General features: G+C 47.2%; 14 protein-coding genes. 9 read left to right on the top strand and 5 right to left on the bottom strand.

From position 1 onward, the window contains the following. Window positions 1-15: 15 nt before the first annotated feature. The 4 genes from BSQ33_RS03650 to rlmF all read right to left on the bottom strand — a co-directional run bounded on the left by BSQ33_RS03650 (window position 16) and on the right by rlmF (window position 5,629). Window positions 16-1,488 (bottom strand): PepSY-associated TM helix domain-containing protein, encoded by a 1,473-nt coding sequence (locus BSQ33_RS03650; protein ID WP_198298150.1) that lies wholly within the window; start codon window positions 1,486-1,488, stop codon window positions 16-18. A 36-nt stretch (window positions 1,489-1,524) separates the two neighbouring features. Beyond that, window positions 1,525-1,920 carry a DUF2946 domain-containing protein gene (locus BSQ33_RS03655; RefSeq protein ID WP_157721347.1) on the bottom strand — a complete coding sequence of 132 codons (396 nt, stop codon included), beginning with the start codon at window positions 1,918-1,920 and terminating at the stop codon, window positions 1,525-1,527. Window positions 1,921-2,576: 656 nt separating this feature from the next. Beyond that, a complete protein-coding gene (locus BSQ33_RS03660) occupies window positions 2,577-4,259 on the bottom strand; it encodes a carboxylesterase family protein (RefSeq protein ID WP_157721348.1) in 1,683 nt (560 codons plus the stop codon). Window positions 4,260-4,567: 308 nt separating this feature from the next. Further along, the gene (gene rlmF, locus BSQ33_RS03665) at window positions 4,568-5,629 is read right to left on the bottom strand and encodes a 23S rRNA (adenine(1618)-N(6))-methyltransferase RlmF (RefSeq protein WP_088133293.1); all 1,062 of its coding nucleotides are present in this window, start codon (window positions 5,627-5,629) and stop codon (window positions 4,568-4,570) included. 333 nt (window positions 5,630-5,962) lie between these two features. Between rlmF and BSQ33_RS03670 the strand changes: the two genes are divergently transcribed. The 3 genes from BSQ33_RS03670 (at window position 5,963) to BSQ33_RS03680 (ending at window position 7,638) form a co-directional block, all read left to right on the top strand. Further along, window positions 5,963-6,247 carry a PepSY domain-containing protein gene (locus tag BSQ33_RS03670; RefSeq protein WP_088134523.1) on the top strand — a complete coding sequence of 95 codons (285 nt, stop codon included), beginning with the start codon at window positions 5,963-5,965 and terminating at the stop codon, window positions 6,245-6,247. Continuing rightward, the gene (locus BSQ33_RS03675) at window positions 6,240-6,758 is read left to right on the top strand and encodes a cytochrome b/b6 domain-containing protein (RefSeq protein WP_088133294.1); all 519 of its coding nucleotides are present in this window, start codon (window positions 6,240-6,242) and stop codon (window positions 6,756-6,758) included. The genes BSQ33_RS03670 and BSQ33_RS03675 overlap by 8 nt, the downstream gene beginning before the upstream one ends. Before the next feature lie 211 nt (window positions 6,759-6,969). Further along, window positions 6,970-7,638: an HAD-IA family hydrolase gene (locus tag BSQ33_RS03680; RefSeq protein ID WP_021018813.1), complete on the top strand. Its 669-nt coding sequence runs from the start codon at window positions 6,970-6,972 to the stop codon at window positions 7,636-7,638. An 87-nt stretch (window positions 7,639-7,725) separates the two neighbouring features. Here the strand turns inward: BSQ33_RS03680 and BSQ33_RS03685 are convergent, their stop codons facing one another. Beyond that, entirely contained in the window at window positions 7,726-9,282 is a 1,557-nt protein-coding gene (locus BSQ33_RS03685) for a putative bifunctional diguanylate cyclase/phosphodiesterase (RefSeq protein ID WP_088133296.1), read from the bottom strand. Between the two features lie 544 nt (window positions 9,283-9,826). Between BSQ33_RS03685 and BSQ33_RS03690 the strand changes: the two genes are divergently transcribed. The 6 genes from BSQ33_RS03690 to BSQ33_RS03715 all read left to right on the top strand — a co-directional run bounded on the left by BSQ33_RS03690 (window position 9,827) and on the right by BSQ33_RS03715 (window position 16,424). Then, the gene (locus BSQ33_RS03690; protein WP_027693964.1) at window positions 9,827-11,458 is read left to right on the top strand and encodes an ABC transporter substrate-binding protein; all 1,632 of its coding nucleotides are present in this window, start codon (window positions 9,827-9,829) and stop codon (window positions 11,456-11,458) included. 92 nt (window positions 11,459-11,550) lie between these two features. After that, window positions 11,551-12,471 carry an oligopeptide ABC transporter permease OppB gene (gene oppB, locus BSQ33_RS03695; protein WP_021018810.1) on the top strand — a complete coding sequence of 307 codons (921 nt, stop codon included), beginning with the start codon at window positions 11,551-11,553 and terminating at the stop codon, window positions 12,469-12,471. A 14-nt stretch (window positions 12,472-12,485) separates the two neighbouring features. Then, complete coding sequence (oppC, locus tag BSQ33_RS03700) at window positions 12,486-13,388, top strand: oligopeptide ABC transporter permease OppC (protein WP_021018809.1); 903 nt, start codon at window positions 12,486-12,488, stop codon at window positions 13,386-13,388. Between the two features lie 14 nt (window positions 13,389-13,402). Next, window positions 13,403-14,374 carry an ABC transporter ATP-binding protein gene (locus BSQ33_RS03705; protein ID WP_021018808.1) on the top strand — a complete coding sequence of 324 codons (972 nt, stop codon included), beginning with the start codon at window positions 13,403-13,405 and terminating at the stop codon, window positions 14,372-14,374. Beyond that, the gene (oppF, locus tag BSQ33_RS03710) at window positions 14,371-15,357 is read left to right on the top strand and encodes a murein tripeptide/oligopeptide ABC transporter ATP binding protein OppF (RefSeq protein WP_198298151.1); all 987 of its coding nucleotides are present in this window, start codon (window positions 14,371-14,373) and stop codon (window positions 15,355-15,357) included. Before BSQ33_RS03705 ends, oppF begins: the two co-directional genes overlap by 4 nt. A gap of 299 nt (window positions 15,358-15,656) precedes the next feature. Further along, window positions 15,657-16,424 (top strand): AraC family transcriptional regulator, encoded by a 768-nt coding sequence (locus tag BSQ33_RS03715; protein WP_332457865.1) that lies wholly within the window; start codon window positions 15,657-15,659, stop codon window positions 16,422-16,424. Window positions 16,425-16,431 lie beyond the last annotated feature (7 nt).

Consider the following 16,431-nt stretch of genomic DNA (forward strand, 5'->3'; position numbering starts at 1 on the left):
TATTTCCGTCAATGATCAGGATGAAGCGGAACGTGTTTTCATCACTTGCCCGGCACGCCACCAGCGCAATGCATCAATGACCACAAAACACAGCAGGCTTACACCCATCACTGGCAGCGCCAGCCCCAGCGACACCGCAATGATGACCGCGAGCACCCGATATAACATCGGCATCACCAGCCAGGTTTGCAATAATGTCTGTGCCGGAGAGCCCGCCGCAGGACGTCGCTTCCACCATATGCGATAGCCCCAAACCACCATCATACATAGCGTCAGGCCAAATCCAGCAAGTAGTAACTGATTCGGTAAACCAAACAGAACCCCCATGTGGGCATCAATCCCCCAGCGAATCAATTTTGCAATCAGCGGGAAATGCTCGAAATCAGCGCGGCTGGTGACGACCATATTGTGGGCATCAACAGCAACACTATCGACCTGTGTCGGCCAGGCGCGGTCGATTTCACGCACAAACCACGCTTTATCGGGTGTCTTTGCCGGCACAATTTCTAGTTTCGCAGCATCAATACCAGCCTGTCTTGCCGCCATAAGGACACCATCAAATTGCCCATCCTGCGCATGATTGATGCCATGGGTATCTTGTGGTTTGGCGTGGTGTTCGGCATGGGCATCATGACTAGCGGACATACCAGACATCGATGTCTTATGTCCGGGTAAATCTCTGGATACGGAAGGCGTCACCCAGCCAATCGCCTGACGCCACTCAGCAATATGACTACCGGCCCACTTCGACCAGGTTAACCCCGTCGCTGAGATAAAAAACAACCCCAGAACAATGATTAAACCGGCCTGAACATGACGACGGCGGTGTTTAACATAAGTATTACGATTGTTACCCCGCTGCCGGATCCGCTTTTGCCGGCGTCTGGTCGTCCACCATAAAATCAAACCACCAATAGCCGCGACCCACAACCAAGACGCAGCTAACTCACTGTAGACGCGTCCCCATTGCCCTAACATCAAATTTTGATGCAGATAATCCAGTTTGATACGCAGTGGCAAAATCCCGCTGGTACCATAACTTGCCAGTTTGCCCCGAACCTCTAATGTGACGGGATCGACAAACACAGTCTGAGATTCATAACCATACAAATCCGGGTCAATAAACATGACCCGTGTGGTATATCCCTCTCCTATCGAAGGACGGACTGCTTTGAGTTTTAAATCATGCGGTAGGCTTTCCCGCGCTGCGCGGATCTGCGCCGCCAGTGTATGAAACTCCCCCTGATTCGGGGTCGTGAGCTCATGATGATATAACCGCTGCTCAATTTGAGGCGTCAGTACATAAAGCGTCCCTGTCAGGGCTGCAATAAAAATAAAAGGACCGACAAAAATCCCCACATAAAAGTGAAGCCGCGCAATAAAAGCCAGCAACAGAGTTGCCGGTGATTGTGAAGACTGAACATTCATTTCTAATTCTCTTTGCCGGGACGCAGCACAACCACAATCCCGGTGATTTTTAAGTATCACGACAATCTCCCTGAACCATCCAGATTCAGGGCTGTATCAATGTTGATAAATCGAGGAAAGCAAAGTCATCGGTGGGGCTCGGGGAAGCTGTTTTTTACGCCATTCGGTACGGATTAAGAACGGTTGAATCGTCACACGAATCCACGTCAATACAGCGCGGTGAGACGCTAACTGTAGTGGCGAATACGTCATCGCACTCATATGGAATAACAAAGAACAGTAGCCACACCAAGCATGATGCAATGCGTGAGCATCTTGGTGGTTCATTGCTGGGTGTGTCGTGGGATGTTCGGTGGATTGACGATTCAGGTGATGATGCGCTGACTTGTGCATCATCATGGTTTGAGAAGCAACCGCTGTTTGAGAATGAACACCGGCTTGAGACATCACCATCGTCTGGGAGACTAACGGTGCCATATAAATCATCAACATAGCGAATAGCCCACACCACGCCATAGACCGTTGCCACTTGAGCTTCAGCCATGAACGGTATGTGAAACGACGATGAGTACGAATGCTATTGAACACGATAATGATGACGATTCATAAATGAGAATGAATAACGGTTCGGTATCTTAACATTACTGTCAGAAAAAAATAGCACCCAAAACTATCGGTCAGATGATGAACATCACACTCGAATCACCGTCCGTTTCGAGCGTGTTTACCCCACCCGCTGACGATGATTTGGGGGATAGTGTCTGTTTTTCTAGGGCTTCGCCGGATCAGTCTCATAACGAGATGCTTGCAACCGTTGTCGGAGTATAAGTGGGAGTGCCTGTGATGCTGTCGCGGGGTTGATTCAACCGGATTTGATCCAGACAAATTTGAATGAAGAGACAATTTGAATAAATATGAAACAAAGACCACAATGTTAGAGTACGTATTCTAAATTCAAGGTTTGTCCGCAACACACTGCCGTCATTGGGGGGAACGTTCAAAGAACGACAATTGACTGGCAGTGGTTGCGGACAATATTTTAACTGATATGCATTAAAACATCATGCTTATATGGTCGTGCTGAAGCCCGGAGGTCAGTCCTGAGGCGCTTTTCAGTGAGTTAAACCTCAATCCAGCACACATAAAAATCACTCTGCCCATAAAGTGGGACTACCAAAGTGCTCATCAAGTTCCCGACTGAACCAACGACCGTTTAGCACATGCTGCAACAAATAGACTTTACTCTCTTGGCTAATGGTATGGTCATCTTCAATCATAGCGATGACATCTTTGACCGTGAAAGTCGGTTCACTTCGATAAGCAATGGCTATATCGTGGTTCGCATTCATCATGTAAACGGTTTGTCCTTGATCTTCACGCTTCAGATTCCACGGGTTCCATCGCGTCGCGTCGGAAAAACTCGTATGGCCGGTGCGGATGAATGCCTTCAGATGGCGCTTAAACAACGCACCTAAAGCTTTCGCCCCCGGAGAATCAAATGCTTTGCCTAAATAAGGCTTACGAAAGTGATCATCCAGCAGCGGCAAGAAAACGCCGTGAAATGCTCCCAGATGTTTCATTTGAGGGCCAACCACCGTCGGATCCGAGCCGTAGTCAAACTCACCCGCATAAATCGGAGCCCGGAAATGTGCCGCCATTTTCTGTGCCGATTCAGCAACATTAAATGACCGATACAACATACCGCCATATCGATAGACAAACCCATATTCATTGACCAGTTTCGGGTCTGTCGTCCAACCTTCTTTCTGGCGGAAATAGGGATCGCCTAACGCAAAGAAAGAGAACTCATCATGCCCCGTCAGCATCATAGTCGGAACTTCGTTATAGCGATGCGTTGCAAACCCCTCTTGTGGTAACACCGTGCCATCCCGATAGAGATGCGGGAAGACACTCATCCGAATCGCTGCGTTTTGCATCAAACGGGCAATCCGATCCGCCGGAAGTTCCAGCAAATATTTTTTAACTGTCGGTGTCGATTGCGCTAACCACGCTTCGGCAGATTGCTGATCCGGCTGAATCCCGTCTTCGACCACCAACGGCGCAAACGCACGACGAAAAACTTTCTGACTTGCTTCTACCGGCGATGTCGTCATCCCACCGCTAAATACAATCGCATGTTCGAACTTGCCGGCAAACAGCGGAGAAATCAGCATCGCCATCACATCGCGCCCACCGGCTGAAAATCCGGAGACCGTGATATTATCTGCCTGCCCGCCAAACTGACTGATATGATTGCGTATCCAGTCCAGCGCCCGCGCCTGATCAAGCAAGGTAAAATTACCGGAAGCCTGAACAGCATCATCGGATTTCAGCACCGTGAGCGGATTAAAACCAAGCGCCCCCAGACGGTAATTCAAAGTGACAATCACAGCATTGATATCGACGGCCAATTGACTCGGGTCGAACTCATCAGCCCGACCACCTTGATTGTTGCCCCCATGAATATAGAGCAGAACCGGCAGCGTTTGCTGGGTATTCGGGCGATAGATGTTCAGATTCAGACAATCTTCATCACCAATCACCTCCCCAGATGAGAGCTGAGGACAAAGATTGCCTTGCTGATTGGCCTGAAAACGTTCATGACTGGCCTTGGGTGGCTGAGGCAGTTGCCAACGTAATGCGCCAACCGGTGCCTGAGCATAAGGAATCCCCAGCCAGTGATTGGTGCCGGAATTTGAGTCTGTGACGCCGGTTATTACGCCCTGCTTTAATGTCACTTGTTCGGTGTAAGCGAAGGCAGAAGATGTCCCGCCTAATGCCAGTGATAGAGAGAGTAAAAACGTTGATAATTTACCAATAGATTGATTCATAGCATACCTTCCCATCCAATGGTGATCGCGGTCAGTTGAGTTCAGCGATGATGATGTTCAAACCACATATTCAAAACAAATGTTCAAAACAGATGTTCAAAACAAAAAAACCGGCCGGCTTCAATCAGGAAGCTATGCCGGTTTTGCCTTCAGGAAAAAACGCTGAAGTGACAATCCAATAAGACCCAACGACAATAATATAAATAGCAGATGCCGTCTATTTGTCAGCGCATAATTTTACACAGCGTATTTGAGAGTCAATCAATTCAATCAGGCCAGACATACAGACTTTGATTTGAATATTTATTCTACCCCTCTACCAGCCACTGTTGACGCTGCGATGCAGTCATAAATGTCCAGGCGATAAAACGGCTACGCTTCTGTCCTTGGCTCATTTCAACGATTTGGATCTCCTGCACACCGACCTTTTGCAGTTGTTTCTGCATCCAACGTACATTCTCTTTCTTGGAGATCAGCGTGGTAAACCAGAGGACCTGCCCGGCAAACTCGCGACTTTCCAGTGCCATATTTTTAATAAAAGTCGCTTCACCACCGGGACACCAGAGCTCAGCATTTTGTCCGCCGAAGTTCAGTGTCGGCTTCGGCTGTTGCTGGTTCTGGTTCTGGTTCTGGTTCTGGTTACGCCCGGCATGACCACGTTTCATCCGGTTGGCATTCAGGTTATTCAGTTTTCTCTGAGAGCCCTGTAAAGCAGCTTGCAATGACTGATGAAATGGCGGATTGCAGGTGGTGAGGTGATAACGCTCACCCGGTTGAATAATGCCTTTGAATAAACAGCGACTGTCTTGCTGGAGCCGACATTCAACCCGCCCCTGAAGCACTGGATTACTTGCCGCGATTCGGTTGGCACTCTTGATTGAGACCGGATCAATATCACTGGCAGTATAATGCCAGCCATAGTCACAAGCACCGATGATTGGGTAGATACAATTCGCACCGACGCCAATATCCAGAGCCTTGACCTGAGCCAACACCAAATCCGGCTCATGGTCCAGCAGATCGGCGGCACGATGAATATAATCCGCTCGCCCGGGTATTGGCGGGCAGAGATAGCCCTGCGGAATATCCCATGTCGTTATCTGATAATATCGGCTTAACAGCGCTTGATTCAGCAGCTTCACGGCCAGCGGATCAGAAAAATTGATCGTCGGTTCACCATTCGGATTCTTCACAACATGCTTTTTCAGATCAGGTAACACGTTGATCAATTCAACAAAATTGTAGCGCCCCTGATGTTTATTGCGTGGGTGTAGCCCTTTCGGAGCCGCCACTTTTTTCACACTAACATCAGATGATGATTTCGCAGACACCGATGATTTAGACTTGGTCGGCTTTCTTTTTTGGCTCATGTGACTCGTATTCGTTGGAAAAACGCGCCATTGTCCCCTTTTTTCGCCGCTGTTTCCAGAGTCATACGACGCACCGGACAGGATAGCCCCCTTTCTGTACGACATCGGACTGAATCGCTGCCGAACCGCACCGACAGCGCCTGTTTACCTAAAATAATCATTGCTCCCATTGAACCGTTGACCGCCAGTTGATCATCCGCCCGTGCACAGTCGACATCAACCGAAACAGTTGTAGAAAACCGCTGAATCTCTTAAGCCGTTCTTAAGTTTGCAGACACATAATCAGCCCTGTGAAAGACACCACCCAATCGTGATGCAACAGGAGCATAAATGATGTCAAAAACAACGTTGAACCGTCTGGCTATTTTACTCACAACCGTGACCGCTTCTTCTCTGGCTTTTGCTGACCCGCACTGTACCCACCAGCCAGAGTCAGCATGGATACCTTTCGAAACAGCCAAAGCGCAGGTTGTTGAAATGGGATATCAGATTAAGAAATTTAAGAAAACCCATACCGGCTGTTATGAACTGTACGGCTATGACCCCCACAAAAACCGAGTTGAGATTTACTACAATCCGGTTGATATGCAGGTCGTAAAAGAGGAAAAAGATGACTAAACAAGACTTTATCTGGGATGTAGTCGTCCGGATCACACACTGGACAACGGCAGCACTGTTTCTATCGAATTATTTTCTGACCGAGGAAGGCAGTCCGTTACACCAGTGGGTTGGCTATACCGTCATTGCCGTGATCTGTATCCGTTTGCTATGGGGGCTGATAGCCCGTTCTCCGGCGCGCTTATCGGCGTTCAAGCCCTCTGTACCACAGGCACTGGAACATCTGAAAGAGGTGTTGGTCACCAAAGAGGACCAACATGTCGGCCATAATCCAGCCGGTGCGATCATGATCTGGCTGATGTGGTTGCTCATTCTGAGTACAGCCATCACGGGATGGTTATCTGAAACCGACTGGTTCTGGGGAGAAGACTGGATGATTGAAATCCATGAATTTTTTGCCAATGCCACAATGGGGGCGGTCACCATTCACGTTTGTGCCATTATCCTGATGAGTAAGCTGACGCAATTTGCTTATGTCAGAACCATGTTGTGGCGCCATAAAGACCAATAAACGCTCGTTCAAAGCCCCTTCATTTTCAGGGGCTTCACTAATCTTGATAAGCACGTCTTCACTATCGTTCTCGATGTCGCAACGTAGCCCCCATCACCGACTCATCTCACCAAAACCTGACTTCAAGTCATCCCCACTTACCGTTATGATACGCACAGGAATACTATGATTGACCCGTTTCACCCAATCCCACCTTAACCAAGGAGTCTTCGTGTCCACTGAATTTCATTTTCGCGCTTGCCTGTTCGATTTAGACGGTACTCTGATTGATTCAATTGCTGCCGTCAATCGTGCCTGGACTGTGTTTGCCACACGCCAGTCACTCGACCCTGCATACATTCTGCATCATATTCACGGACGTCCTGCCAGCGAGTCAGTGGCTGAATTTATGGCGGGTCAATCCCAAACTGAGATTGAACGGGAAATTGCCTGGTTAAAAGACGCTGAATCGCAAGATACCGCGGGGATCGTCCCGATTACAGGCGCCATTGATTTTCTGCATCAGTTGAATCACCTCAACGTACCATGGGCAATCGTGACGTCCGGTAATGAATCGGTGGCGCATGCTAGAATCAAAGCAGCCAAGATTCCCAAACCAGATGTCGTCATTACCGCTGATCAAATTACCCGCGGAAAACCCGACCCTGAACCTTACCAACTCGGTGCGCAGGCTCTCGGTTTTACAGCAGATCAGTGTCTGGTATTTGAAGATGCTGTCGCGGGGGTACAGTCCGGGCTAGCTGCCGGATGTCCGGTCATCGGTCTGTTAACACAGGTACAAGATGCGCAAGCATTACTGGGCGTGAGCACCATATCAGACTACACCTCACTGACATTGGAACCAGATACCGAAGGCTTTAAGCTGCATATGCCGTTGTAATCACGGCTGCAAGCCGAATGAATCACCGATTCATGGCAAGTCAATTGGACTTGCCATCATTTTTGGCTCTCCCGAAGGGCGAGTTCACTAACCAGATGAGGCCCTCACCCGCTCAACCAATGTTGTTAAAGATGCCGGCTCACCAATATAGTAGCCCTGAGCCATATGGCATCCGATCTGATGGAGCAGTGCCAGCTGTTCTTTGGACTCTACACCTTCAGCCAGAATCGACAAGTTCAGATGCTTTGCCATATGAATCAACGTTGAAATCACATATCGATCTCGCTCGGAGTCCACCAGCGCATGGGTAAAGATTTGATCAATCTTCAAACAACTAATCGGGAGCTCTTTCAATCGTCCCAAACAAGAATATCCTATGCCAAAATCATCAATGGCAACCTTGACACCAAGGGCACTCAAATCAGTGAGCTTCTGTCGGATATCATCAAATATGTCACTGACTAACGCAGGTTCCGTCAATTCTAAAACAAGCTGATGCGGTGGGAATTTATAGTCTGCTAATGCCTGCTGAATTTGACTGACAAAATCACTCATCCAGAAATGCCGGGGGGTGATATTCACCCCCAATCGCTGATCTTCCTGCAAAAAGGATGATGCATCTTCAAGTGCCTGATATAACGCCCACAAACCGATTTCTTCAATATGTCCGGTTTCTTCGGCAATCTGAATCAATTGCGCGGTCGGTATCTGTTTTCCTTTCAATTCCCAACGAATGAGTGCTTCATAACCGGTGATCTGCTCATCCTTCAGGGATAACTGTGGCTGGTATGCCATATGGAACGTTTTATCTTGCAACGCGGTTTTCAGATCAGATTCAAACTGATAGCGCGCATAGAGTATCTCGGCCATCCCAGAGGTATAGAGTTCAATCTGTCCTCTTTTGGTCACTTTAGAATGATACATGGCAATATCAGACGCTTTGAGTAAATCGGTTGCGGTATCCCCATCATGAGGATAGATCGCCACACCGGCACTAAAACGTAACACCAGATCATTTTCATCTAAACGATAAGATTCTTCCTGTAAGGATTTAATTCGTTCCAGTATGGGAGCCAGCTCACCTTCATCTGCCAGCTCGAGTAAAATCAAATATTCATCTCCGCCTAGACGCCCGACAATATCACTTTTGCGGATCGTATAACGCAGCCGCTCACCGAAAACCTGCAATAACAAGTCGCCTTTGGCATGACCATAGGTATCATTAACCATTTTGAAATTATCCAGATCAATGAATATCACGGCTACCTGATACCCCAATCGTTCTGCTCGGTGTAACATTTGTGTTAAACATTCCAGTGAATAGACTCGATTTGGCAATTGGCTCACTTGATCGAAAAAAGCTTTATCCGATACTTCATGGAGAAGGTCTCGTAAATCCTGCATCCGACGATAAGCATAAAAAATCCCACCGATACCAAGCCAGAACACAACCAGCGTAATCTCATCCATTTCCCAGTGTTCATGTTGACGACTAAAAAAGTAGAGTTGTTCGAACAGATCAACTTTGGCTATCAAAGAGATACCAGACAACATCAGAACAATCGCACAAATATAGAAAAGATCTCGTTTCGCTCGTGCCCGAATTTCTTTTTCTAAACTGGTCTGCATATATTTCTGTTTCATTGTGATTTATCATATTTGGAGGAGTGTCGTCACCTGAAGTGTGTCTATGCCCCTGAGAAACAAATTAATTCAGCAGTGGTCAAACCAATGCTACCTTATGTAAAGCGTAGACCAGATCGTCATATTATTGACAAACTTATTGAGTAAAAAAAATACAATGCTATTCAAATATTCAGCAATAGCAGATGAAAATATCGCTCTCTCCCTACCAACAGAATAAACCCCCAATATAACGAGCAATATAAAATGTTGATGAAATGGATTTCATGAAACTCTTCTGTCTGCCTTTGCTGGCAAAAAACCAGACAAAACACCATGTTTAAAGTTTTAAAAAGATCAAATCATTAATTTATAGTTAACTAAATGGCAAATTCATCTAAAAGTTGCTAGGGTAACGGGATATTTGTAAAGTGGGCATAATGAGTAAAGTCAACTTGTCCAACATAGTGAATCCAGTATTTCTTTCAGTTATTCGGATACCTATATCGACACTCACTTTATGAATACGATCACGGATGTCATCACACAAAATCTGGAGTTTTACATGAATAAAAATAAGATTTCCCGAGCAATGATGCTGGGATTAGGCCTGACTCTAGCCGGCACAACATTTCCATCCTATGCAGCACACGTCCCCGAAGGAACAAAACTTGCTCCGGTACAAGAATTGGTCCGGGGAAATGGATCAGAAATCGAAACGCTTGATCCACAGAAAGTCAATGGTGTTCCCGGAGCGAACGTAGACAGAGACTTGTTTGAAGGTCTGGTCAATGAAGATGGCTACGGCAAACTTATCCCCGGTGTCGCAGACAAATGGGAAACCAAAGATAACAAAACATTTATCTTTCATCTCCGTAAAAACGCACAATGGTCCAATGGTGACCCCGTCACAGCAGATGATTTCGTCTACGGATGGCAACGGCTTGTCGATCCTGCAACCGCTTCACCTTATGCTGAATATTTGCAGTTAGGTAATGTGACCAATGCCGAAGATATCGTTGCAGGTAAGAAAGACAAATCAACGCTGGGTATTAAGGCACTCGACGCTCATACACTTGAAGTCCACCTTGATAAACCCACGCCTTACTTTGTCAAAATGTTGGTTCACCAATCAACGTTCCCGGCACCACGTAAAGTTATCGAAAAATGGGGCAATAAATGGACTCGACCAGGACACTTTGTCGGCAATGGTGCGTACGTTCTGGACAAATGGGTCGTCAATGAGCGTTTAGTTCTCAAACGCAATCCGCTTTACTGGAATAACGCTGAAACGATCATTAATAAAGTCACTTATCTACCGATCGAAAGTCAAAATGCTGAAATGAACCGCTTCCTCGCGGGTGAGATGGACTCCACCTACGAAATGCCGGTAGAACATTTCAAACGACTGAAGAAAGACCACCCTGAATCGGTTTCTGTCACCGGATATCTGTGTAACTACTACTACGATTTCAATATGCGGAAAAAGCCATTTGACGATGTTCGAGTCAGAAAAGCACTCTCTTATGCAATTGACCGCGATATCATCACAAAGGCCATCATGGGCCAAGGACAGAAGCCAGCTTATGCCTTTACTCCGGACATTACTGCCGGCTTCACGCCACCGATGCCGGAATATGGCAAGTGGACACAGAAAGAGCGGAACCAAAAAGCGCGTGAACTTCTGGCTGAAGCAGGTTACGACAAGGGTAATCCGTTAACATTGACGCTGATTTACAACACATCTGACAACCATAAAAAAGTTGCCACGGCGATTCAATCGATGTGGAAAAAAACCTTAGGCGTCAAAGTCAATCTGGAAAATCAGGAATGGAAAACATTCTTAGACAACCGTCGTCAAGGTAACTTCGAAGTCGCTCGCGATGCTTGGTGTGGTGACTATAACGAAGCATCAACCTTCCTCTCTCAAATGCTCTCCAATAACAGCGGTAACTATGCCCACTATCAAAGCAAAGCCTATGACAGTACCATGGAAAAAGCGATGGTGAGCACGTCTGACACTGAGCGTGCCAACTACTATGCCCAAGCAGAAAAGTTGATTGCGCAAGATATGCCCGTGGCTCCGACTTACCAGTATGTCAAAGCGCATTTACTCGCGCCTTACGTAGGGGGTTATCCGATCCATAATGCGGGAGACATGACTTACACTCGGGATATGTATATTAAAGCAAAATAAGTCATTCCGAGTTATTAAGACAGGGCTGTATGGCAGATGTCATACAGCCTTTCCATTTCACAGTTGCAATTAAAATACACAAGAGTGAGTTTATGCTTAAATTCATTGCGAAACGGATGCTGGAAGCCATACCGACGCTATTGGTGCTGGTCACAATATCCTTTTTTCTAATGCGCTTTGCGCCCGGAAGCCCGTTCTCTTCAGAACGCGCAGTTCCACCACAAGTTCTTGCAAACATCAATGCCGAATATGGTCTGGATAAACCAATTAGTGTCCAGTACTTCACTTATCTGAAAAACATTTTGCATGGAGATTTCGGCCCCTCCTTTAAGTATAAAGATTTCAGTGTGAATGAGTTGGTCGGAAAAGCGTTACCGGTTTCAGCCAAAATCGGGGCGACAGCCTTCGTCTTTACGATCATTCTCGGTGTAGCGATAGGCACAATCGCGGCCCTGAAACAGAACACTTGGCTGGACTATTCATTAATGGCAACGACCATGTTGGGTATCGTGATCCCCTCCTTCGTCTTTGCTCCGGTGCTGATCTTTATCTTTGCGATTAATTTAGAGTGGTTACCCGCCGGGGGCTGGAATGACGGCTCTTTCAAATATATGGCTCTCCCCGTGCTTGGCATGTCATTGCTCTATATTGCAACGTTTGCCCGGATTACCCGAGGCTCGATGATTGAAACCCTCAACAGTAACTTCATTCGGACCGCCAAAGCCAAAGGGCTTAATTATAGTTATATTGTCATTCGTCATGCTTTAAAGCCTGCGCTGTTACCGGTCGTATCTTATATGGGGCCTGCATTTGTCGGCATTATTACCGGTTCGGTGGTCATTGAGACAATCTTTGGTTTACCGGGGATCGGGAAACTATTCGTCAACGCAGCCTTTAACCGAGATTATTCTCTGGTACTCGGGATTACCATCCTGATTGGATTTTTGTTTATTTTGTTCAACATGATCGTCGATATTCTTCTCGCTTATATCGATCCAAAAATCCGCTATTAGAGAGAGGCAGACACATGATAGGAAAAAAAGACAATGTCCAAGCGCTGGAGCGATTTAGCGAGCAATTGGAAATTGAAGGAAGAAGCTTATGGCAAGATGCCAGAATGCGCTTTCTACGCAACAAAGCAGCAATGGTCAGTCTGGTCATTCTGGTTTTGATTACCTTGGCAGTCCTCATCCTGCCTTATGCAGCGACTTACAGTTTTGATGATACCGATTGGTATGCGATGAATGCAGCCCCTTCCGCCGAACATATCTTCGGCACGGATGCGCTGGGCCGGGATTTGTATGTCCGTACCTTAATTGGTGGTCAAATCTCACTGGCTGTCGGTGTTCTGGGTGCGCTGGTTGCTGTCATTATCGGCACACTGTATGGTGCAGCTTCCGGATTTATCGGTGGTCGCGTGGACCGTGTCATGATGCGTATGCTAGAAATTTTGTACGCAATCCCCTTTATGTTTTTCGTCATCGTGCTGGTGACTTTCTTTGGTCGTAACATCATGCTCATCTTTGTGGCTATCGGTGCAATCTCATGGCTGGATATGGCCCGGATTGTTCGGGGGCAAACCCTGAGCTTACGCAGTAAAGAATTTATCGAAGCGGCACATGTTTGTGGCGTTAGCCAGTGGAAAATCATTACCCGCCATATCGTCCCGAATGTACTGGGCATTGTGGTCGTCTATTCGACACTGCTTATCCCGACGATGATTCTGACTGAGTCGTTCCTCTCTTTCCTTGGTCTGGGTGTTCAGGAACCACGGACAAGCTGGGGGGCTTTGCTGCAAGAAGGTGCAAATACGATGGATCTGGCAATCTGGCAGCTCGCATTTCCTGCGGCATTTATGATTGTCACTCTATTTTGTTTTAACTATGTTGGCGATGGATTGCGTGATGCACTCGATCCAAAAGACAGATAATCCGGGAGCACTGTATGAACTTACTTGATGTAAAAGATCTGCGGGTTGAATTCTCGACACCGGATGGCACCGTAACAGCCGTCAACGATCTGAACTTTTCATTAAAACAGGGGGAGACTCTGGGAATCGTCGGTGAATCCGGCTCCGGAAAATCTCAAACTGTGTTTGCAATGATGGGACTACTGGCAAAGAACGGCAAAGTTTCCGGTAGTGCCCTGTTTGAAGGCCAAGAGATCCTGAATTTACCAGAAAAATCGCTCAATAAAATTCGCGCAGAGCAGATTGCCATGATATTTCAGGATCCAATGACGTCTTTGAATCCTTATATGAAAGTCAGTACCCAGCTCATGGAAGTACTGATGAAGCATAAAGGCATGGGAAAATCAGAGGCATTCGAAGAATCAATTCGGATGCTGGAAGCGGTTAAAATTCCGGAAGCACGTAAGCGTATCAATATGTATCCCCATGAGTTTTCAGGAGGAATGCGCCAACGGGTGATGATCGCCATGGCCTTGCTGTGCCGCCCCAAATTGTTGATTGCCGATGAGCCAACAACCGCACTTGATGTCACCGTTCAGGCCCAGATTATGGATCTGCTCAACGAGCTGAAATCAGAGTTCAACACCGCCATTATTATGATTACCCACGATCTTGGTGTAGTCGCCGGCTCTTGTGAAAAAGTCTTGGTGATGTACGCAGGCCGAACGATGGAATATGGCAGCGTCAACGATATTTTTTATCAGCCGAGTCATCCTTATGCTGAAGGCCTCCTGCGAGCGATTCCTCGTTTGGATACCGAAGGAGATGTTCTCCCGACGATTCCGGGTAACCCACCCAATCTACTACGGCTCCCACCCGGCTGTCCTTATCAGGAACGGTGCCATCGGGTCACAGAACGCTGTAAACATGAAACACCAGCCCTGACAACGTTTGGCAATCAACGCCAACGGGCCTGTTTTTCTGACTGGGAGACTTGGGAAAAATGAATCAGAAACCCTTACTACTTGATATCAAAGATCTGAAAGTTCATTTTCAGATGGCTGCCAAATCAGCTTGGCCTTGGTCAAAGCCCACAGCACTCAAAGCCGTTGATGGCGTGAACGTCCGCCTGTACGAAGGTGAAACTCTGGGTGTGGTTGGTGAGTCCGGTTGCGGTAAGTCCACGTTTGCACGCGCGATTATCGGTCTGGTCAACGCGACGGAAGGTGAAGTACTCTGGCTTGGTCAGGACCTGACCCGAATGAAAGCCGTACAAAGACGGGAAACCCGTAAAGATATCCAGATGATCTTTCAGGACCCGCTAGCATCACTCAATCCACGGATGACGATTGGTGACATCATTGCTGAGCCTCTCCGGACATTTTATCCGGAACTCTCTTCTCTGGAAGTGAAGGACCGGGTCAAAGAAATGATGATGCGTGTCGGATTATTGCCGAACCTTATCAACCGTTATCCGCATGAATTTTCTGGCGGACAGTGTCAGCGGATTGGGATTGCTCGCGCCTTAATTCTGCGACCCAAAATGATCATCTGTGACGAGCCGGTTTCCGCACTGGACGTATCGATTCAGGCGCAAGTCGTGAACTTGCTCAAAGAGATCCAGCAAGAGCTTGGGTTAAGTCTGGTATTTATTGCTCACGATCTCTCAGTGGTGAAACACATTTCTGACCGGGTCATGGTGATGTATCTGGGGAATGTCGTCGAGATTGGTGAATCCGATAAGCTGTTTGCAGCCCCGAAACATCCCTATACAACCGCTTTGATGACGGCAGTGCCAATTCCCGACCCAAATCTGGAACGAGAGAAAAAAATTCAGATGCTGGAAGGAGATCTCCCCTCGCCAATCAATCCACCATCTGGCTGTGTGTTCCGCACCCGCTGCCCGAAAGCGCAACCACAATGTGCCCAAAATAAACCGGTACTAAGTGGCGATGAACATCATGCGGTCGCTTGCCCTATCGTGCTCTGATTTGTGACCGAAAACCTGAAGGCGAAGATATCTCACCTCATCGTCTTCAGGTATCATCCTTAAGGGGGCTATTCCCAGGCCCCTGTCATACAAGCACATAACACTCACCACGTCCCTCAGCGAATAAGCGCACAACCCGAATCAAATTCAGCAATTTTGTTCAAGTTTTCCTAAATTGACTTTTTTATCATAAAATAAAAGTGATACGCAGCAGGTCAGATATTCATATGCGAACAGGCAATCATTTCAAATTTGAAAGCAGCACTGCGCTCGAGGGCGTCAAGATACTGACGGCAAATATGCACGATTTCAGTTATGACAAACATGCACATGAAGAATATTCTTTGGGTGTGACATTACGTGGCAGACAAGATTTTTTCTGTTGTCACCGGTTTCATCAAAGCCCTCCCGGTGGCGTCATACTCTTCAATCCTGATGATGTTCATGATGGGCATTCAGGCGGTACAACGGATTTGTCATATGTGATCACGTATATCCATCCTCAGACATTTCATGCCCTTTTTCTCGCACTGGGTGTGAAACCGAATCACAACGTCCGAGTCGAAGGTACATTGTTTGACGATCTGATTCTCAAACAACAGATCCTGGCTTTCATCCACATCGTCAACAGCGGTTATCACTCGAAAATTGAACAGGAACTGGCCCTGTTTCGTTTAGCTCATACGCTGGTAAAAAAATCAGGGGCTTTATATGAAGCAAAGCCGCAACGACGTCAGGATGTCTTACTGAACCGAGCCAAATCCTTCATTCTCAGTCAGTATCAGGACGATTTAATCGTCGATGATATTGCAGCGGTCGCGAATATGTCGAAATATCATTTTATTCGACTATTTCGGGCACAATTTGGGATTACACCGCACCAGTACGTACTCAACTGCCGTATCAACGGCGCACAAAAAGCGCTGGAGTCCGGCCTCCCCGCCTCAGCAGTTGCACAAATGTTCCGCTTTGCAGACGTCAGTCATATGAACCGCCGCTTCAAAAAGCTCTATGGTATGACCCCGAAACAGTATCAAACGCAACTGAATCTGGTACCACAACGCTAACCAGCAA

The sequence above is a fragment of the Vibrio gazogenes genome, assembly GCF_002196515.1.
GTDB classification, from domain to species: Bacteria; Pseudomonadota; Gammaproteobacteria; order Enterobacterales; family Vibrionaceae; genus Vibrio; species Vibrio gazogenes_A.

What these genes read in the sequence shown, in the direction of transcription:
- BSQ33_RS03670 (WP_088134523.1), top strand. Translation starts at nt 5,963, where the DNA reads ATGTCAAAAACAACGTTGAACCGTCTGGCTATTTTACTCACAACCGTG.
- oppB (WP_021018810.1), top strand. Translation starts at nt 11,551, where the DNA reads ATGCTTAAATTCATTGCGAAACGGATGCTGGAAGCCATACCGACGCTA.
- BSQ33_RS03705 (WP_021018808.1), top strand. Translation starts at nt 13,403, where the DNA reads ATGAACTTACTTGATGTAAAAGATCTGCGGGTTGAATTCTCGACACCG.
- BSQ33_RS03685 (WP_088133296.1), bottom strand. Translation starts at nt 9,282, where the DNA reads ATGAAACAGAAATATATGCAGACCAGTTTAGAAAAAGAAATTCGGGCA.
- oppF (WP_198298151.1), top strand. Translation starts at nt 14,371, where the DNA reads ATGAATCAGAAACCCTTACTACTTGATATCAAAGATCTGAAAGTTCAT.
- oppC (WP_021018809.1), top strand. Translation starts at nt 12,486, where the DNA reads ATGATAGGAAAAAAAGACAATGTCCAAGCGCTGGAGCGATTTAGCGAG.
- BSQ33_RS03675 (WP_088133294.1), top strand. Translation starts at nt 6,240, where the DNA reads ATGACTAAACAAGACTTTATCTGGGATGTAGTCGTCCGGATCACACAC.
- BSQ33_RS03655 (WP_157721347.1), bottom strand. Translation starts at nt 1,920, where the DNA reads ATGTTGATGATTTATATGGCACCGTTAGTCTCCCAGACGATGGTGATG.
- BSQ33_RS03715 (WP_332457865.1), top strand. Translation starts at nt 15,657, where the DNA reads ATGCACGATTTCAGTTATGACAAACATGCACATGAAGAATATTCTTTG.
- BSQ33_RS03660 (WP_157721348.1), bottom strand. Translation starts at nt 4,259, where the DNA reads ATGAATCAATCTATTGGTAAATTATCAACGTTTTTACTCTCTCTATCA.
- rlmF (WP_088133293.1), bottom strand. Translation starts at nt 5,629, where the DNA reads ATGAGCCAAAAAAGAAAGCCGACCAAGTCTAAATCATCGGTGTCTGCG.
- BSQ33_RS03690 (WP_027693964.1), top strand. Translation starts at nt 9,827, where the DNA reads ATGAATAAAAATAAGATTTCCCGAGCAATGATGCTGGGATTAGGCCTG.